Source organism: Naumannella cuiyingiana, assembly GCF_013408305.1.
Lineage (GTDB): Bacteria > Actinomycetota > Actinomycetes > Propionibacteriales > Propionibacteriaceae > Naumannella > Naumannella cuiyingiana.
Genome location: NZ_JACBZS010000001.1, coordinates 2,217,978 through 2,235,334 on the forward strand (window position 1 = coordinate 2,217,978; position 17,357 = coordinate 2,235,334).

Sequence of the window (17,357 nt, forward strand, 5' to 3'; positions counted from 1 at the left end):
GGTGAGCCACAGCTACGGCCCGGACAGCGCCGGCGACACCGCGGCAACCCCGGACGGTGCGGCACCGGCCACGGCCGCGGGCAACGGTTCGGTTCCCCGGCGCCGGCCGAATCCGGTCGGGCTCTCCAATTCCTCGGTCTACCCCGAGGGCACCGCGACGGCATTCGAGCTGGCGGGCCGGCTCGGCTACGACGGCGTGGAGATCATGGTCGGCATCGACGCCGCGTCGGTGAGCGAGGACGAGGTCGAGCGGCTGCGCGACTACCACCAGGTGCCGATCTTGTCGATCCATGCGCCCTGTCTGATCTTCACCGTCCGCACCTGGGGCACCGATTCGTGGGAGAAGCTGCGCCGATCCGCGCGCGCCGCGCAGCGGTTCGGCACCGACGTGGTCGTGGTGCATCCGCCGTTTCGCTGGCAGCGGGGGTACGCCGAGACGTTCGTTCGTGGGGTTCGGGAGCTGCACGAGGAGACCGGCGTGAAGTTCTGCGTCGAGAACATGTACCCGTGGCGGGCGCCGAAACAGGGGCTGCACGGCGGCCGCAAGTTCAAGGCCTACAAGCCCGGTTTCGATCCGACCCACCACGATTTCGATCACCTGACACTCGACCTGTCGCACGCCTCGACCGCCCATCAGAGCTCGGTCGAGCTGGCCCGCGCCTGGGGCCCGCGGCTGCAGCACGTGCACCTGACCGACGGCCGCGGATCGATCAAGGACGAGCACCTGCTGCCCGGGCACGGCGACCAGCAGGCCGACCGGGTGTTGCAACTGCTGGCCGCGGAGGGGTACGCCGGGCAGGTGGTGCTGGAGGTGAACACCCGCCGCAGCGGCAGCCGCGAGCAGCGCGAGAATGACCTCGGCGAGGCGCTGGCGTTCACGCGTACCCATCTCGCGGCGGGTGCACCCCCGAAGGTTCCCGCCGCGCGCTAGCATCCGCCGGTCGGCGCGTGGCCGAGTACGACACAGGCCGCGGGCCCGGCCGGGAAGGACTGAGGTGGCCAACCAGTTTCTGATCATGTTGTCCCGGGCGAAGGGTGTGCGCGATATCGCCACCCGGCTGCCGATGACCCGGTCGGTGGTGGATCGATTCGTGGCCGGCGAGACGACACCGCAGATGGTGGAGGTGTGTCGGCGGCTGACCGACGACGGGCTGCTGGGCACCGTGGACTATCTGGGCGAGGACACCGCCGATCTGGGGCAGGCCGCGGCGGTCACCTGGGAGTATGTCGGCGCGCTGGCCGCCCTGGCCGAGGCGGGCATCGCCGATCGGGTCGAGGTGTCGCTGAAGCTGTCGGCCATCGGACAGTTCCTCGGTCGGGACGGCGAGAAGGTCGCGCTCGACAACGCCCGCCAGATCTGTCAGGCCGCCCGGGAGGCGGGCACGACGGTGACCCTGGACATGGAGGACCACACCACCACCGACTCGACGCTGGGCATCCTGCGCGAGTTGCGCGCCGACTTTCCCGACACCGGGGCGGTGATCCAGGCGTACCTGCGGCGCAGCGAGGCCGACTGCCGCGACCTGACCCACGCCGGCTCGCGGGTACGCCTGTGCAAGGGCGCCTATGCCGAGCCGGAGTCCGTGGCCTACCCCGATGAACGCGATGTCGAGCTGTCCTATGTGCGCTGCCTGAAGGTGCTGATGTACGGCGAGGGCTATCCGATGGTCGCCACCCACTCGCCGCGGCTGATCGCGGTCGCCCAGGACATCGCGCAGCGCGCCGGTCGCGGCAACGACGACTTCGAGTTCCAGATGCTGCGCGGGGTACGCCCGAATGCCCAGACCAAGCTGGCGGGGCTCGGCCACCGGATGCGGATCTATGTGCCCTATGGCACGGACTGGTACGGCTATCTGGTCCGCCGGATGGCCGAGAAGCCCGCCAATCTCGGGCTCTTCGTGCGGGGCCTCGTTGACCGCAACTGACGATCGCGCCACCCGCGGTTTCGGCATCGAGATCGCGATCGTCCTGGCGCTGTCGCTCGGACGCTCGGCGACCTATGCCGTCCTGAACCTGATCGAGCGCCTGACCCGGCCGGAGGCGTTGTCGGAGCAGACGACGTCGATGAACCAGGCGATCACCCCGGACCGGCCGTGGCTCGATCTTGCCTATCAGCTCGCCCAGATCATTTTCGCGCTGGCGCCGGTGGCGCTGGTGCTCTATCTGTTGGTCTTCCGTGCCGGACCGATGGTCTGGGGCATGACTCCGCGCCGCGCGCTGGGATTTGATCTTCGTCGGCCCGGCTTCGATCTCAGTCGTGGCGTGTTGATCTTCGCTGCGATCGGCATCCCCGGGCTGGGGTTCTATCTCGCGGCGCGCCAGCTCGGTTTGAACACCACCATCGCCGCAGCGAACCTGTCCGATGCCTGGTGGTCGATTCCGGTGCTGGTACTGGCCGCGGCCCAGAACGGCGTACTCGAGCAGGTCGTGATGATCGGCTACCTGCTGATCCGGGCCCGCCAGCTCGGCTGGGCGTGGTGGCAGATGTGGCTGCTGGCCGCGGTGATCCGCGGCGGGTACCACCTCTATCAGGGATTCGGGCAGGGCGTCGCGAACTTCCTGATGGCGTTGATCTTCGGGCTGCTCTACTACCGCTGGAAGCGGATCGGCCCGCTCGTCGTCGCGCACACCCTGCTCGACATCGCCTCCTTCGTCGGGTACGCCCTCGCCGCGCCGTACCTCGACTGGCTGTGACCCCGGCGTCGATCGATCACGATCGCGGGGATCAGATCCGACGTCCGTTGATCGGGTGCTCGAGAACCTCGGGCCACGCGCCGCGGATGATGGCGTGGAAGGTCTCCCATTCGGCACGCTGCTTCGTCGGCACGGACAACAGGGTGCGGATGATTCGACGCGAATTGATCGGGATGACGGTGTCGAAGGCGACGTCGGACTCGATCAGCATGTTCTGCATCCAGCCGCCCAGGCGGGTCTCCCAGTAGAACATGTCCTGCACCGCGTACTCCTCGGGCACGGCGGCGTAGTCGGAGAAGTGCAACTGGTCGGAGTAGTCGGCGATGACGGAGGCGTCGACCGACCGCCCCTTGAGCAAGCGGGTCGCCATCCATTCCGCGATCGGTGCGTCGATCGGGAACGCGCCGTAGTAGAAACGGCCGAGCTCGTAGAGGTTCGACCGCACGTGGATCGCGTCCAGCGGGAACGTCGCCGCGTACTTCACCGACACCTGTCGGCCGTGTTGGCGATGCGTGTTTCTCGCGAAGATGGCCGCTTGCGCCTTCGTCGGCCAGGAATCGGACAGGTCCAGGACCCGATGATCGAGCCCGAATCGCGCCGCCAGCTCGGTCGCCACGGTCACGTCACGGTCCACGTCGGCCTGCATGGTGGGCCGCTCGAGCTGGTAGGTGAACCACGACATCCGCTCCGCCGTGCGTCTGGTCAGTGCCAAGGTGACCCGACTGTCGAACCCCGCCGTGAGCGAGGCGACGATCGGCCGTTCCGTGCGGCACAGTTGATCAAGGAACCGGCCCGCTTCGTCCCGCACCTTGTCGGCGGCGTCGTCGACCGTGGATGGCGTGTGGGGCACGGGGCCGACCCGCCTCGCCGTCCGGCCGCGGAGCTCCAGTTCCACGTTCGGGCCGAGGCGCCAGACATTCAGCATCTGGGTGCGCCGTCCCGGCGTGGTCCACACCTTGGGTGAGGTCTCCCGCTGGCCGTAGTAGGAGGGACGCACGTCATCGACGGCTTCGGCGACCAACCGCGGGTTGCCGCCGGCGACGGGCTCGTGTGCGTGCCAGTAGATCCCGCGCATGGCGACCGCGTCCGACTGGAGCCAGAAGCCGTCCGCGTTCCAGTACGCACAGACATAGCGGCCGTTGAGGCGGTCCAGATGATCATCGAGGCTGCCCGCGTGCCAGGCCGCCGACAGGCGGTCGATCAGGTCGGTCTGATCGGTGAGGTCGGGATCGATGGCCAGTCCGAGCAGTGCCATCCCGCGGTCGTGATCTCCTGCGACCCGGACCTCGAGGCACGGATCGTGCCACAAGGCGGCGGGGCCGAGCGCCCGCTGGACCCAGAACGAGCCGATCGACTTGGACAAGATCGCGGGAGGCCCGAGCGAGAGAACCCAGCTTCGGGCGAAGGGCACCACCCCGCCATGTGCTCCCGCCACGACTGAGCGGCGTTCAAGCGCATCGTCGTCGCCCACGGGCAGGATGCTATGCCAGCCCGATCGTTCGGCACACCGTCGCCACGCGGGATAGCTCCGCGTTTCCCGTGGGCCTCGACGGCGTTGTCCGACTTCGTGATCAGCAGGCGATCGGGTGGACCCGGCGCCGGCCTGTCCCGGCTCTACGCACCGCCTGCGGCCAACCGCTCCGCGGCGTCCACGCAGTTCTTGAACAACATGGCGATGGTGGTCGGGCCGACGCCGCCGATCCGGGGGGTGATCGCGCCGGCCACCTCGGCGACGGACTCGTCCACATCGGGCAGCAGCCTGCGCCCGGCGTACCGCACTCCGCCGCTGACGACCACCGCACCCGGCCGCACATGCTCGGGCCGGACGATCCCCGGCACGCCGACGGCGGCGATCACGATGTCGGCCCGGCGGGTGTGCTCGGCCCAGTCCGGTACGCCGGTGTGCACCACGGTCACCGCCGCATTCGCCGTCGGCCGCTTCTGCGACAACAGCAGGGCGAGCGGCCGGCCGAGCGTCGTGCCGCGGCCGAGGATGCAGACATCGCGTCCGGAGACCTCGATCCCGTGGTGGGCGAGCAGGCGCTCGATCCCCGCCGGCGTACACGCGACCATGCCGGGCATGCCGAGCGCGAGCCGGCCCATGTTCACCGGGTGCAGGCCGTCGACGTCCTTGTCCGGGTCGACGCGCAGCATGGCGGCCTCGAAGTCGATCTGCGGCGGGGTCGGATGTTGGACGAGTACGCCGGTCACCTCGGGGTCCTCGTTCAGCGCGCGTACCGCATCCTCGACCTCGGCCTGGCTCGCGTCGTCGCCGAGGTGGATGTGCGGGGCGGTCATGCCCAGCTCCTCGGCCTTGTCGATCTTCATCCGGATGTAGCCGGCCGAGGCGTCGTCCGAACCGACGAGCAGGGTGCCCAGCCCGACCGGATGACCGGCCTCGCGCAGGGCGGCAATGCGGGGGCGGATCTCGGCGAAGACGGCATCGGCGACGGGGCGGCCGGAAAGCAACTGAGCAGGCATCGCGGGCAGGATATCGGGGCCTCGGCGCCCCGGCTCCGCACCATCCTGACTCTCGCGGACCGGCCGGCCGATCGATCCCGCGCCACCGCGCGGTCGCAGGCCGCGGGAAGGCGCGCGAGCGCCAGATTGGTGCGCCGCGACCGCGACGATCGACCCCGCATCGCGGACCTGTTCGCCCCGCGCCGGCCCGGGCGCCTACGATCCGAGCGACCCGCCGATCCGGACGCCGGGCGCACGAGACGAACAAGACGAACAAGACGAAGGGCACGGGCATGGCAGGGGAGACCGCGGGCGCCGAGCAGGTCGACCACGCGCGGCTGGTCGTCTCCGGCGACGACCGGGCGGGCATCGTCGCGGCCGTCTCCGGCCTGATCACCGAGCTGGGCGGCAACATCGTCGCGCTGCACCAGGCGAGCTCGGACCGCTCGGGCGGCCGGTTCTTCCAGCGGACGGTGTTCTACCTGCCCGAGCTGGCCCGGCGCCGCGACGAGGTGGCCGACGCGATCGAGCGGCGCATCGTCGGCGGCCTCGGCATGCAGGCACGGCTCGTCGATGCCGGCGAACGCAAGCGCGTGGCGATCTTCGCCTCGAAGTCCGATCATTGCCTGCTGGACCTGCTCTGGCGCCAGCGCCGCGGCGAGATCGAGATGACCGTCCCGCTGGTGATCTCCAACCACCCCGATCTCGGCGACGACGTCCGCGGCTTCGGCATCCCCTTCGTGCATGTCCCGGTGGGCGGCGACAAGGCGGCCGCCGAGGCCGAACACCTCCGGCTGCTCGACGGCCAGGTGGACCTCGTGGTGCTGGCCCGCTACATGCAGATCCTGTCCGGCGACTTCCTGGAGCGCGTCGGCGTACCCGTGATCAACATCCACCACTCCTTCCTGCCGGCGTTCGTCGGCGCCAATCCCTACCAACGGGCCAAGGAGCGCGGCGTGAAGTTGATCGGCGCCACGGCGCACTACGTCACCGAGGACCTCGACGAGGGCCCGATCATCGAGCAGGACGTGGTACGCGCCTCGCACGAGGACACGGTTGCCGACCTGCGGCGCAAGGGCGCCGGGGTGGAGCGCTCCGTGCTGTCCCGCGCGGTCACCTGGCACTGCCAGGACCGGGTTTTCCGCGACGGCAACAGCACCGTCGTGCTCTGATCCACGCCGCCGGGTCTCGGCCGCCGAACGAGGAGGCGCCGCGCTCGCCCAGCACGTAGGCTCGTGCCCATGCGTGTTGGAGTCTTCGGTGCCACCGGTCAGGTCGGCGGGGTGATGCGTACGCTGCTCGCGGAGCGCGACTTCCCCGTCGACGAGATCCGCTACTTCGCCTCGGCCCGGTCGGCGGGCACGCCGCTGCCGTTCGGCGACCGCGAGGTGCTCGTCGAGGACACCGCGACCGCCGACTTCACCGGCCTCGACCTGGCGTTGTTCTCCGCGGGCAAGACGATGAGCCTGGAGTACGCCCCCAAGGTCGCCGCCGCCGGCGCGACCGTGATCGACAACTCCTCGGCCTGGCGCGGCGATCCCGAGGTGCCGCTGGTGGTCGCCGAGGTCAACGGCGCCGACATCGACGTCGCTCCGAAGGGCATCATCGCCAACCCCAACTGCACCACGATGGCCGCGATGCCGGTGCTCAAGCCGCTGCACGACGCGGCCGGGCTGCGCCGGCTGGTCGTTGCCACCTACCAGGCGGTCTCCGGCTCCGGCGGCGCCGGTGTCGCCGAGCTGGCGACCCAGCTCGCGGCCGCGCCCGATCCGACGCCGCTCGCCTTCGACGGCTCGGCGATCGACTTCCCGGCGCCGGAGAAGTACGCCCGGACGATCGCCCACGACGTGCTGCCGCTGGCCGGATCGCTCGTGGACGACGGGTCCGGCGAGACCGACGAGGAGCAGAAGCTGCGCAACGAGTCGCGCAAGATCCTGCACATCCCGGACCTGCCGGTCGCCGGCACCTGTGTTCGCGTACCGGTCTTCACCGGGCACAGCCTCGCCATCCACGCCGAGTTCGCCGACGCGATCGACCCGGCCCGGGCGACCGAGCTGCTGGCGAGCGCGCCCGGCGTCGAGCTGTCCGACATCCCGACGCCGCTGCAGGCCGCGGGCGCCGACCCGGTCTATGTCGGCCGGATCCGCACCGATGCGTCCGCCCCCGAGGGCCGCGGGCTGGTGCTCTTCGTGTCCAACGACAACCTCCGCAAGGGTGCCGCGCTGAATGCGGTGCAGATCGCGGAGCTGATCGCCGCCCGGGTCTCGGCGTGACCGATCGCCTGCTCGTCGTCGGCGGCGGCGTGATGGGGGAGACGCTGATCTCGGGCCTGCTGCGCGCTGGCTGGCCGACCGAGCGGATCCTGGCCAGCGAACGCAGCCCCGAACGACGCGCCGAGCTGGCCGAGCGGCACGGGATCGAGGCGCTCGCCGGCCTCGACGCCGCCGGACAGGCCGAGACGGTGGTGTTGGTGGTCAAGCCGCAGGACGCCGACGCCGTGCTCGCCGAGCTGGCCGGCCGGATCCGCCCCGGCGCGATGCTGGTGTCGCTGTGCGCGGGCGTACCTACCGCCCGGCTGGAGGCGGGCCTGCCCGACGGCCAGCCGGTGGTGCGGGTGATGCCGAACACGCCCGCGCAGGTCGACGAGGGCATGGCGGCCATCTCCGCGGGTCGGTACGCCGATGCCGCGCATGTCGCCCGCGTCGAGGAGCTGCTGAATGCCATCGGCCGCAGCGTCACGGTCCCGGAGTCCTATCAGGACGCGGTGACGGCGATCTCGGGCTCGGGACCGGCGTACCTCTTCTTCGTCGTGGAGGCGATGATCGAGGCCGGCGTGCACCTCGGCCTGCCGCGGGTGACCGCGACGGAGCTGGTCGTGCAGACGATGCTCGGTTCGGCGAAGCTGTTGCGCGAGTCCGGCGGGCACCCGACGGTGCTGCGCGAGCAGGTCACCTCGCCCGGCGGAACGACCGCGGCGGCGATCCGCCAGCTCGAGGACCACAAGGTACGCGCGGCCTTCATCACCGCGATCGAGGCCGCCCGCGACCGCAGCCGCGAGCTCGGCCGCACCGAACCGGGATCCTGATCATGGTCGCCCGGCTGATCCACTCCCCGGATCTGGAGCGCTACCACTTCGGTCCGGACCATCCGATGGGGCCGGGCCGGGTCCAGCTCACCCTGGCGCTCGCCCGCGAGCTCGGCATCCTTGATCAACTCCAGGTGGCGCCGGAGCCGGCCGCGAACGAGGATCTATTGCGTGCGGTGCACGACGAGCTCTACATCGCCGCGGTGAAGGCGGATCGGACCTCGACGATCTTCGGGATCGGTACGCCGGACAACCCGCTCGTGGTCGGGATGCACGACATCGCCGCCGGGATCAGCGCCGCGACCACCGAGGCGGCGCGCGCGGTCTGGAGCGGCGAGGTCGCGCGCGGGATCAACATCGCGGGCGGACATCACCACGCGATGCCGATGGGCACCAGCGGGTTCTGCGTCTACAACGACATCGCCGTGGCGATCCGCTGGCTGCAGTCGGCCGGTGCGAAGAAGATCGCCTATGTCGACGTCGACGCCCACCACGGCGACGGGGTGCAGGCGATCTTCTACGACGACCCGAGTGTGCTGACCGTCAGCCTGCACGAGTCCCCGGCGTACCTCTTCCCCGGCACGGGCTACCCGACCGAGACCGGCGGTTCGGGCGCCGAGGGGTCGGCGGTGAACGTGGCGCTGCCGCCGGGGGTGGGCGATGCCGGTTGGCTCCGGGCCTTCGAGGCGGTCGTGCCGCCGGTGCTGGAGGCCTTCGCGCCCGACATCCTGATCACCCAGCACGGCTGCGACTCCCACGCCGCCGATCCGCTGACCGATCTGCAGCTCACCCTGGGCGGCCAGGTGGCCAGTTATCGGCGGCTGGCCGAACTGGCCGAGCGGTACGCCCACGGAAGGTGGGTGATCACCGGCGGCGGCGGGTACGCGATGCCGTGGGTGCTGCCGCAGGCCTGGGCCCAACTGCTCGGGGTGGCCGCCGACGTCGAGGTGGACCCGGCGACGCCGCTGCCGAGCGGCTGGCTGCCCGAGGATTGGCGCGAGCGCTCCGGCCCGCCGCCGGCGACCGTCGGCGATCCGGCGCCGGAGTTCACCCCGATCACCGAGGGGCTGGACCCGTCGAGCCGGGTCGATCAGGCGATCCTGGCGACCCGCCGAGCGGTCTTCCCGGAGCTCGGCCTGGACCCGGACGTCTTCTGAATCGCGCAGACACGCCGGTTCGTGACGAATCTGTGATCTTTCCTCTTCCATCTGTTCACACGGGCCACTAGGCTCACGCCTGCAGACCGAGTCGTTCCGGCTCTGCCCGCCTTGCACGACGAGCATGCAATCCGGACCACGCACCCAGGGGGAGCCGATGACTGACCGTGAGCCCGTGAGTGGCATCAATGCCAAGTTCCTCACGGTGGCCGAGGTCGCATCGCTGATGCGGGTCTCGAAGATGTCGGTCTACCGGATGATCCATGCGGGCGAGCTCGAGGCGGTCCGCTTCGGCCGCAACTTCCGGGTCCCCGAGACGGCGGTCGACGCCTACCTGCGCGGCGCGTACTACGACGTCGGCTGAACGTCGACCGGAGTCTCGCGCGCCCGCGGTTCCGCGAGGCGGACCAGTAACACGCCCACGATGATCACGACCCCGCCCGCGAGCTGGGTCGGGCGCAGCGACTGACCGAGTAGCAACCACGCCCACGCCGCCGCGAACAGCACCTCCGTCAGCCCGACGAACGACGCGAGCCGCGAGCCGAGGTGCCGGGTGGCGATGATCCCGGTCAGGTACGCCAGCGCCGTCGCGAGCAGGCCGAGCCCGAGCACGGACACGGGGGCCGGAACGGTGGTGTCTGCGATCGTCACCGGGTCCAGTGAGGCACGCATCGGCAGCAGCCCGAGCGCGCCGACGAGGCCGACGCCGGCGGCGCCGACGAGCAGCCCGCCCGCGGCCAGCGTCAGCGGGGGCAGCTCGACCGGGCTGTCGGCCGAGATCACGAAGTAGGCGCCCAGGCAGGCCGCCGCGCCGAGCCCGAAGAGCACCCCGAGCGGGTCCACGCGTACCTCACCGAACACGTCGATCACTCCGAGCAGGCCGGCGATCGCGAGCAGCGTGCCCACGCCGACCAGCACGCCCGGCCGGACCCGCGTCGTCGCCCAGGTCCACCCGACGACCAGCACCGGTGCCAGGTACTCGATCAGCAGCGCGATGCCCACGGGCAGCCGGGTGATCGCCAGGAAGAACAGCAACTGGGTGCCGGCACAGGCGATCAGGCCGAAGGCGGCGATCGTCCGCCAGTGCCGGGTCAGGGTGGCGTACCGGCCGCGGAGCTGCCAGGCCGCGATCGGAGCCAGCAGCAGGCCGCCGAGCGCCAGCCGGACGGTCGTCGTGGCGGCGGGCGTCCAGCCGGCCTCCATCAGCGCGGAGGCGAAGCTGCCCGCGGTGCCGAAGCCGGCCGCCGAGACCAGGGCCACGACCAGCCAGGTCGCGGGGTGTGGGGACGCCGCACGCATGGTCACCTCGTCTCGTTCGGGGCCGGATGTCAGGAGCAAAACCGTTGTTGACTGCTAACGCTAGGCGGCCGCCGGTCATGAGTCAATGGGCGGGTTGCCCCTGTCGCCGGGTACGCTGGGGCGGCGAGGAGGACCGATGACATTCGCCCACGACACGATGCTCGCGCTGCGGGCCGGCGCGGCGCTGGTCAACTCCGCCGAACCGCCGGACACGCTGACCGACCTCGACGACCTGGACGCCTTCCTGGCCCAGCACCCGTTCACCGGTCGGCGCGACGCCACCGACGCCGAACTGCGCGAGGTCCGCGCGCTGCGACCCGTGCTGCGCGGATTCTGGGTCGACGACGAGGAGCTGCTGGTCGAGCGGGTCAACGCCGTGCTGGCCGAGTACGCCGCGCTCCCGCAACTGACCCGCCACGACGGATTCGGCTGGCACATCCACGCCACCGCCGCCGATCGCCCCCTGGCCGCCCGGATCGCCGTGGAACTTGCCATGGCAATGACCGATGTGTTGCGTGCCGGCGAGCGGGACCGGCTCGGATTCTGCGCCGCCGATGACTGCTCCGGCGTGGTCGCCGACCTGTCCCGCAACCGGTCGCGACGCTACTGCGAGAGCGGTTGCGGCAACCGGGTCAATGTCGCCGCCTATCGCGCGCGACGCTCCGCCGCGGCCGGCTGAGAGCGGCCCGCGATTGGGCGATCCGCGCCGGGCGCGGGTACGCTTGCGCATCGGCCGGTCGGCGCCGACGCCCGGGGCACCCCGGCGCGAGGCACCGGCAGCCGACACCGACCCTGCGGCGCGCGCCGATCCCGGCGTACCCCGCACATCGAAGATACGAAAGAGGCTCCACGTGGGTTCTGTGATCAAGAAGCGCCGCAAGCGGATGGCGAAGAAGAAGCACCGCAAGCTGCTCAAGCGCACCCGCATCCAGCGCCGCCGCGCCGGCAAGTAACTCCCCCTCGCGGGCGGCCATGTCGCGGGTAGTCCTGGTCACCGGAGTCGCGCGTCCCGCCGCGCTGGCCTGCGCGCGCGCCCTGTCGCGGCTGCCCGATGTCGAGGTGATCGGCGCCGATCTGGCCGCACCCGCGGGCCCTGCCCGGGAGATCCGGACGATTCGCGTCGACATCCGCAGCCCCGCCATGCGGCGGGTGCTGGCCGCCAACGATGTCGACACCCTGGTGCACCTGGCCACGGCCGACGGCTCGACGGGCCACGGCCATGTCGGCGGCGGCCAGCGCGCGGCCGTCAAGGAGGCCAATGTCATCGGCGCGATGCAGTTGCTCGCCGCCGCGCACCGCGCGCCGAGCATCCGGCGCGTCGTGCTGGCCTCGAGCCCCGAGGTGTACCCGGCCGGGCCGCTCGCCCCGGCCGTCTTCACCGAGAACCTCGCCGGGGCAGCCGGCGCCCGCTCGGGCGGGATGCCGATCCCGTCGGCCCGGGTACGCCTGAGCGCACACGGGCGCGATGCGTTGGAGATCGAGTCCTATGCCCGTGATCTTGCTCAGCGGCGCAGCGATGTGGCGCTGACCATCCTGCGTCCCGCGCCCCTGATCGGGGCCGGTGTGCGTACGGCGCTGACCGACCATCTGACCCAGGCCACGGTGCCGAGCGTGGCGGGATTCGAGCCGAGGCTGCAGTTCCTCCATCCGGTCGACGCGCAGCGGGCTTTTGATCTTGCCGTGCGCGGCGAGCTGGACGGCGTCTACAACGTGGCACCCGACGACGTGATCACGCTCGGCCAGGCGTTGATCATTCTCGGCCGGCGGGATCTTGCCCTGCCCGGGCCGCTGGCCCCACTGGCGGCCGGGATCGGACGCCGGCTCGGGTTGACCTGCAGCACTGCGGCCCAGGTGCAGGCACTCGCCAGCCCCGCCGTGTTGGACTCGGCCGCGCTCCGGGCGGCAGGTTGGCGACCGCGCTACAGCTCTCGCGAGGCCGTCGCCGATTTCGCCCGGGCGGCGGGGCGGACGCGCCGGCCGGGCGCGTGGAACGATGGGGGCCATGGCTGAGCGCGACGGCACCCGGCCGGTCGACGAACCGGGCGACCTCGGAGAGCTGGTGGTCGATCTGGTCCGTGCGGGGCAGCGGCTCGCCGAACACGTCGCCGACCATCCGCCGGCCGAGTTGGCCCGGCTGGGCGACGACCCGCTCGGGGTGGTCGCCGCGATCGCCACGCAGCTCGGCGTGCAGTGGGAGCGGTCGCGGGAGGACCTGCTGGCCTTCGCGCGTACCCGGATGTCCGGCGACTATTCGGTCGACACCTTCGGTTTCGACCCGGAGTTCACCGAGCAGTTCTTCTTGCCCATGCTGCGGCCGCTGGTCGAGAAGTGGTTCCGGGTCGAGGTGCGCGGGCTGGACCGGTTGCCGCGCGACGGCTCCGCGCTGCTGGTCGCCAATCACGCCGGAGCGCTGCCGCTGGACGCGCTCGTCCTGCATTCGGTGGTGCACGACGCGATCGGGCGACATCCGCGGGTGCTGGCCGCTGACCTGGTGTTCAGCACCCCGTTCAGCCACGACTTCGCCCGTCGGATCGGCGCGACCGTGGCCTGCCAGCCCGATGCCACCCGGTTGCTCGAGACGGGCGAGCTGGTCAGCGTCTTCCCGGAGGGATTCAAGGGACTCGGCAAGCCGTACGCCGATCGCTATCGGCTGCGGCGGTTCGGGCGCGGCGGGTTCGTGGCGACGGCCATGCGTACCCGCTCACCGATCGTGCCCGTCTCGATCGTCGGCTCCGAGGAGATCTATCCGATGATCACCGGCGCGCCGGCCCTGGCGCGCGCCTTCGGGTTGCCCTATCTGCCGGTCACCCCGTTCTTCCCGTGGCTCGGGGTGCTCGGGATGATCCCGTTGCCGTCGAAGTGGATCATCGAGTTCGGTGAACCGCTCCCGGGCGATGCCTTCGATCCGGCCGACGCCGACGACCCGTCGACCGTGTTCGAGACCACCGATCGGGTGCGGGAGCTGGTGCAGAGCCGGCTGCACGTCCTGCTCGCCGAACGCGGGAACCCCTTCACCTGACCCGGCGGCGCCCGGCGTACCCTCGCGAAACGTGAGCGAGGCACCCCGGGTCGAGATCTTCACGCGCGTCGGCTGTCACCTGTGCGAGGACGCCCTGGCGATCGTCCGGGACGTGTGCGCCGAGCTGGGGGAGCGGTACGCCGAGACCGACATCGACGCCGACCCCGAGCTCGCGGACCGCTTCACCGATCTGGTCCCGGTGACCTTCGTCGACGGGACCCAGCACGACTACTGGCGGGTCGACCCCGCCCGCCTGCGCGCCGCACTGGGCCCCTGACGACGCGGGCTCGATCGCCAGCCGCGGGCTCAAGCGGCATCCGCGGGTGGTGCAACGTTCGCATCTGCCGTTTCGGTTCGCGGTTGGGGCGGGTTGGTGCCAGCCGCGGGCTCAATCGGCAGCCGCGGGCTCGATCGGCAGCCGCGGGTTCAACCGGCAGGTGCGGGTTCATCCGGCAGCCGCGGGCTCGATCGGCAGCCGCGGGTGGTGCAACGTTCGCATCTGCCGGTTCGGTTCGCGGTTGCGGCGGGGGGACAGGGCGCCCTGCTTTGTTCCCGCGTTCACAAGGTCATAACATGGCAAGCGGCCCGGTGCCCATGACCCGGGTGACGTCAGCAGGTCGAGGAGGCGCCGGGTGAGCGAGCCGGATGCGCACATCCCGGATGCCACGGTCGCCCGACTCGCGGCCTATCTCGGGGTGCTGACCCGGCTGTCCGACCAGGGCGTCACCACCGTCTCCAGCAATGAGCTCGCCGAGGCGGCCGGCGCCAACCCGGCGCAGTTGCGCAAGGACCTCTCCCATCTCGGCTCCTACGGGGTCCGGGGGGTGGGCTACGACGTGGCGTACCTGCTGGTCCAGCTCGACCAGCATCTCGGCGCCGGCCCGGATGTCCCGGTGATCATCGTCGGCGTCGGCAATCTCGGCCGCGCGCTGGTCAACCACGCGGGCTTCTCGTCCCGGGGCTTCCGGGTGGTCGGCCTGGTGGACTCGGATCCGGCGCTGGCGGGCGAGCGGGTCGAGGGCCTGCCGATCGCGCCCGAGTCCGCGCTCGAGGAGCTGATCGCCCAGACCGGGGCGAGCATCGCCGTGATCACGACGCCGGGGCAGGCGGCCCAGTCGGTCACCGACCGGCTGGTCGCGAGCGGCATCACGGGCATCCTGAACTTCGCGCCGGCGGCGCTGTCCGTTCCCGATTCCGTGACGGTACGCAAGGTCGACCTCGGCTCCGAGCTGCAGATCCTCGCCTACCACCATCGGCGCGGCCCCGCCTCGCGTACCGCCGTCGAACCGATCACCGCCAGCCTGCCGCCGGTCGCGGCGAGCCAGGTCGAACCGAGCCAGAACGTGAGCGTGCCGAAGCCATGAGCGTCCTCGTCCTCAGCGCCTCCCATCACACCGCGTCGGTGGAGCTGCTCTCCGCGCTCACCCTCGACGCGCCCGCCCGCGGCAAGCTCGCCACCGAGGTGTATGCCAGCGAGTTCGTGGACGAGGTGCTGGTCCTGTCCACCTGCAACCGCACGGAGATCTATGCGGCGGTGTCGAAGTTCCACGGCGGCCTCGAGGAGGTGACGACCGCGCTCGCGACCGTCTCCGGCGTACCCCTGCACCGCCTGCAGGACGCCTGCGCCGTCTCCTACGACGAGCGTGCCGTGCAACACGCGTTCTCCGTCGCCTCCGGGATGGCGTCGATGGTCCGCGGCGAGCAGCAGATCCTCGGCCAGGTACGGGCCGCGCTCACCGAGTCCCAGCAGGCCGGAACGGTCGGCACCGCCTTGAACGCCCTGTTCCAGCAGGCCCTGCGCGTCGGCAAGCGGGTCCAGCACGAGACGTCGGCCGGTTCGGCCGGCCGATCGTTGATCACGGCCGCGCTCGACCGGGTGCCGACCGTCGCCGGCCGTCGGGTCCTGATCGTCGGCGCCGGCGCGATGGCCTCCCTGGCCGCCCGCACCGCCTACGCCCGCGGCGCCGAGATCGGATTGGTCAACCGCACCCGCAGCAAGGCCGAGAACCTTGCGGAATCCGTTGCCGGCAAGGTGTTCGCGCTCTCCGAGCTGCGCACCGCCGTCGCAGAGGCGGACGTGCTGATCAGTTGCACCGGCGGCCGCGATCCGCTGTTGCGCCCCGATGATCTTGCCGGCAGCGCCGTCCGCCATGCGATCGACCTCGGCCTGCCGGCCGACATCGACCCGGCAGTCGCGCAGTTGCCCGGGGTCGAGTTGATCAACCTGGAGAGCTTGGCCCACGGCGGCTTCGACACCGCCTCCGATGCCGAGCTCGCCGACGCGGAGCGCCTGGTCGCCGACGAGGTCAGCGACTTCCTCGCCGCCCGCCATGCGGCCGCGGTGACGCCGACCGTGGTCGCGCTCCGCACCATGGCGGGCGAGATCCTCGACACCGAGCTGGCCCGCCTCGACGCGCGGACCCGTGGTCTCGGCGAGACCGAGCGCGCCGAGGTCGCCCAGGCGATGCGCCGGGTGGTGGAGAAGCTGCTGCACCAGCCGACGGTCAGGGTCCGCCAGCTCGCCACCGACACCGCGGAGATGGACTACGCGGGCGCGCTGCGTGAGTTGTTCGCACTGGATGCGGACGCGGTACGCGCCGTCAGCGACGCAGAACCCCCGCCGCGATGACCGACCGGACGCTGCGGATCGGCGCCCGCCGCTCCCCGCTCGCCGTGGCCCAGGCCCGCTGGGTCGCCGACCGGCTCGCCGACCGCGGGATCGCCACCAAGCTGGTCGGGATCACCACCCACGGCGACACCGACCCACGCGAACTCACCCAGATCGGCGGCACCGGCGTCTTCGCCGGGGCGGTACGCCGGGCTCTGCGCGACGGTGAGATCGACCTCGCCGTGCATTCCGCCAAGGACCTGCCGACGGTCCCCGAGCCCGGACTCGAGGTGGTGGCCCACCCGGCCCGCGAGGACCCGCGCGATGTCCTGGTCGGCGCCCGGCTGGAAGAGCTGCGTGACGGGGATCGGATCGGCACGGGATCGCCGCGCCGCGCCGCACAGCTCGCGGCCTGGGCGGCCGGGCGCGGCATCACCCTCGAGATCGTGCCGATCCGCGGCAATGTCGACACCCGGATCGGCAAGGTCCGCGACGGCGAGCTCGCGGCGACCCTGCTCGCGGCCGCCGGCCTGCGCCGCCTGGACCGCCTGGACCTGGCAGAGGGTGAGGACGGGGCGCAGGTGTCCGGCGTACCCGCCGAGATCTTGTCGCCGCAGGTGATGCTGCCCGCCGCGGCCCAGGGCGCGCTCGCGGTCGAGGCGGCGCCCGGCACCGCCGCCGCCACGGCCGCCGCCGGACTGGACGATGCCGAGACCCGCGCCCGGGTCGGCGCCGAACGCGCGCTGCTGGCGACGCTGGAGGCGGGATGCACGGCGCCGGTGGGGGTGCTCGCGAGTCTCATCAGGCGGCGTGATAGTGGGCCCGATTTGACTCTCGCCGCCGTAATTGGGAGAACGTATCCGAGCACGTTCGACGAGGCGGCCCCGGCCGATCCGCTCCTGCGGGTCGACGGCACCGCGCCGGCGGGCGAGGCAACCGCCCTGGGGGCAACACTTGCGGGCGAATTGCTGGCTCGACTCGACCGGCCAACTCCGTGATCCGGCGCGAGGTCTGAGACCTCCCGGCGGGCGAAAG

General features: G+C 71.5%; 19 protein-coding genes. 16 read left to right on the plus strand and 3 right to left on the minus strand.

The genetic code is table 11. The features are described 5' to 3' along the window. The first annotated feature begins 1 nt into the window (after position 1). From GGQ54_RS10260 to GGQ54_RS10270, 3 genes are all read left to right on the plus strand, one after another. Complete coding sequence (locus GGQ54_RS10260; protein WP_179445295.1) at positions 2-931, plus strand: TIM barrel protein; 930 nt, start codon at positions 2-4, stop codon at positions 929-931. Positions 932-995: 64 nt separating this feature from the next. Continuing rightward, a complete protein-coding gene (locus tag GGQ54_RS10265; protein WP_179445296.1) occupies positions 996-1,925 on the plus strand; it encodes a proline dehydrogenase family protein in 930 nt (309 codons plus the stop codon). Further along, on the plus strand, positions 1,912-2,694 hold the full coding sequence (locus tag GGQ54_RS10270; protein ID WP_246292608.1) for a CPBP family intramembrane glutamic endopeptidase: 783 nt from the start codon (positions 1,912-1,914) through the stop codon (positions 2,692-2,694). Before GGQ54_RS10265 ends, GGQ54_RS10270 begins: the two co-directional genes overlap by 14 nt. A 31-nt stretch (positions 2,695-2,725) precedes the next feature. Here GGQ54_RS10270 and GGQ54_RS10275 read toward each other — a convergent pair whose 3' ends face one another. Together GGQ54_RS10275 and GGQ54_RS10280 are read right to left on the minus strand one after the other, a co-directional pair. Continuing rightward, complete coding sequence (locus GGQ54_RS10275; protein WP_179445298.1) at positions 2,726-4,165, minus strand: hypothetical protein; 1,440 nt, start codon at positions 4,163-4,165, stop codon at positions 2,726-2,728. A gap of 143 nt (positions 4,166-4,308) precedes the next feature. Next, positions 4,309-5,175 (minus strand): bifunctional 5,10-methylenetetrahydrofolate dehydrogenase/5,10-methenyltetrahydrofolate cyclohydrolase, encoded by an 867-nt coding sequence (locus tag GGQ54_RS10280; protein WP_179445299.1) that lies wholly within the window; start codon positions 5,173-5,175, stop codon positions 4,309-4,311. A 272-nt stretch (positions 5,176-5,447) separates the two neighbouring features. Here GGQ54_RS10280 and purU point away from each other — a divergent pair, with 272 nt between their 5' ends. The 5 genes from purU (at position 5,448) to GGQ54_RS10305 (ending at position 9,760) form a co-directional block, all read left to right on the plus strand. Then, a complete protein-coding gene (gene purU / locus GGQ54_RS10285) occupies positions 5,448-6,326 on the plus strand; it encodes a formyltetrahydrofolate deformylase (protein WP_179445300.1) in 879 nt (292 codons plus the stop codon). 69 nt (positions 6,327-6,395) lie between these two features. After that, on the plus strand, positions 6,396-7,427 hold the full coding sequence (locus GGQ54_RS10290; RefSeq protein WP_179445301.1) for an aspartate-semialdehyde dehydrogenase: 1,032 nt from the start codon (positions 6,396-6,398) through the stop codon (positions 7,425-7,427). Next, complete coding sequence (proC, locus tag GGQ54_RS10295; protein WP_343045927.1) at positions 7,424-8,239, plus strand: pyrroline-5-carboxylate reductase; 816 nt, start codon at positions 7,424-7,426, stop codon at positions 8,237-8,239. Before GGQ54_RS10290 ends, proC begins: the two co-directional genes overlap by 4 nt. Positions 8,240-8,241: 2 nt before the next feature. After that, entirely contained in the window at positions 8,242-9,396 is a 1,155-nt protein-coding gene (locus tag GGQ54_RS10300) for an acetoin utilization protein AcuC (protein ID WP_179445302.1), read from the plus strand. Positions 9,397-9,553: 157 nt separating this feature from the next. Further along, positions 9,554-9,760 (plus strand): helix-turn-helix domain-containing protein, encoded by a 207-nt coding sequence (locus GGQ54_RS10305; RefSeq protein WP_218843816.1) that lies wholly within the window; start codon positions 9,554-9,556, stop codon positions 9,758-9,760. Here GGQ54_RS10305 and GGQ54_RS10310 read toward each other — a convergent pair. Further along, positions 9,745-10,695 carry an EamA family transporter gene (locus GGQ54_RS10310; RefSeq protein ID WP_246293346.1) on the minus strand — a complete coding sequence of 317 codons (951 nt, stop codon included), beginning with the start codon at positions 10,693-10,695 and terminating at the stop codon, positions 9,745-9,747. The genes GGQ54_RS10305 and GGQ54_RS10310 overlap by 16 nt on opposite strands. Before the next feature lie 136 nt (positions 10,696-10,831). Here GGQ54_RS10310 and GGQ54_RS10315 point away from each other — a divergent pair, with 136 nt between their 5' ends. The 8 genes from GGQ54_RS10315 (at position 10,832) to hemC (ending at position 17,320) form a co-directional block, all read left to right on the plus strand. After that, positions 10,832-11,374, plus strand: a complete 543-nt coding sequence (locus tag GGQ54_RS10315) for a CGNR zinc finger domain-containing protein (protein WP_179445305.1) — start codon at positions 10,832-10,834, stop codon at positions 11,372-11,374. Positions 11,375-11,546: 172 nt separating this feature from the next. Continuing rightward, complete coding sequence (locus GGQ54_RS10320) at positions 11,547-11,648, plus strand: 30S ribosomal protein bS22 (protein WP_042842924.1); 102 nt, start codon at positions 11,547-11,549, stop codon at positions 11,646-11,648. 19 nt (positions 11,649-11,667) lie between these two features. Further along, complete coding sequence (locus GGQ54_RS10325) at positions 11,668-12,705, plus strand: NAD-dependent epimerase/dehydratase family protein (protein WP_179445306.1); 1,038 nt, start codon at positions 11,668-11,670, stop codon at positions 12,703-12,705. Beyond that, the gene (locus tag GGQ54_RS10330) at positions 12,698-13,714 is read left to right on the plus strand and encodes a lysophospholipid acyltransferase family protein (RefSeq protein ID WP_246292610.1); all 1,017 of its coding nucleotides are present in this window, start codon (positions 12,698-12,700) and stop codon (positions 13,712-13,714) included. The genes GGQ54_RS10325 and GGQ54_RS10330 overlap by 8 nt, the downstream gene beginning before the upstream one ends. 31 nt (positions 13,715-13,745) lie before the next feature. After that, positions 13,746-13,991, plus strand: a complete 246-nt coding sequence (locus GGQ54_RS10335; protein WP_179443517.1) for a glutaredoxin family protein — start codon at positions 13,746-13,748, stop codon at positions 13,989-13,991. Positions 13,992-14,346: 355 nt separating this feature from the next. Beyond that, entirely contained in the window at positions 14,347-15,078 is a 732-nt protein-coding gene (locus GGQ54_RS10340) for a redox-sensing transcriptional repressor Rex (protein ID WP_179445308.1), read from the plus strand. After that, on the plus strand, positions 15,075-16,343 hold the full coding sequence (locus tag GGQ54_RS10345; RefSeq protein WP_179445309.1) for a glutamyl-tRNA reductase: 1,269 nt from the start codon (positions 15,075-15,077) through the stop codon (positions 16,341-16,343). The genes GGQ54_RS10340 and GGQ54_RS10345 overlap by 4 nt, the downstream gene beginning before the upstream one ends. Continuing rightward, a complete protein-coding gene (hemC, locus tag GGQ54_RS10350; protein WP_179445310.1) occupies positions 16,340-17,320 on the plus strand; it encodes a hydroxymethylbilane synthase in 981 nt (326 codons plus the stop codon). The genes GGQ54_RS10345 and hemC overlap by 4 nt, the downstream gene beginning before the upstream one ends. Positions 17,321-17,357: the final 37 nt, after the last annotated feature.

Excerpts from the sequence above, each read along its gene's own strand:
- GGQ54_RS10280 (WP_179445299.1), bottom strand. The coding sequence starts at position 5,175 with ATGCCTGCTCAGTTGCTTTCCGGCCGCCCCGTCGCCGATGCCGTCTTC.
- purU (WP_179445300.1), top strand. The coding sequence starts at position 5,448 with ATGGCAGGGGAGACCGCGGGCGCCGAGCAGGTCGACCACGCGCGGCTG.
- GGQ54_RS10290 (WP_179445301.1), top strand. The coding sequence starts at position 6,396 with ATGCGTGTTGGAGTCTTCGGTGCCACCGGTCAGGTCGGCGGGGTGATG.
- GGQ54_RS10300 (WP_179445302.1), top strand. The coding sequence starts at position 8,242 with ATGGTCGCCCGGCTGATCCACTCCCCGGATCTGGAGCGCTACCACTTC.
- GGQ54_RS10305 (WP_218843816.1), top strand. The coding sequence starts at position 9,554 with ATGACTGACCGTGAGCCCGTGAGTGGCATCAATGCCAAGTTCCTCACG.
- GGQ54_RS10310 (WP_246293346.1), bottom strand. The coding sequence starts at position 10,695 with ATGCGTGCGGCGTCCCCACACCCCGCGACCTGGCTGGTCGTGGCCCTG.
- GGQ54_RS10315 (WP_179445305.1), top strand. The coding sequence starts at position 10,832 with ATGACATTCGCCCACGACACGATGCTCGCGCTGCGGGCCGGCGCGGCG.
- GGQ54_RS10325 (WP_179445306.1), top strand. The coding sequence starts at position 11,668 with ATGTCGCGGGTAGTCCTGGTCACCGGAGTCGCGCGTCCCGCCGCGCTG.
- GGQ54_RS10330 (WP_246292610.1), top strand. The coding sequence starts at position 12,698 with ATGGCTGAGCGCGACGGCACCCGGCCGGTCGACGAACCGGGCGACCTC.
- GGQ54_RS10345 (WP_179445309.1), top strand. The coding sequence starts at position 15,075 with ATGAGCGTCCTCGTCCTCAGCGCCTCCCATCACACCGCGTCGGTGGAG.
- hemC (WP_179445310.1), top strand. The coding sequence starts at position 16,340 with ATGACCGACCGGACGCTGCGGATCGGCGCCCGCCGCTCCCCGCTCGCC.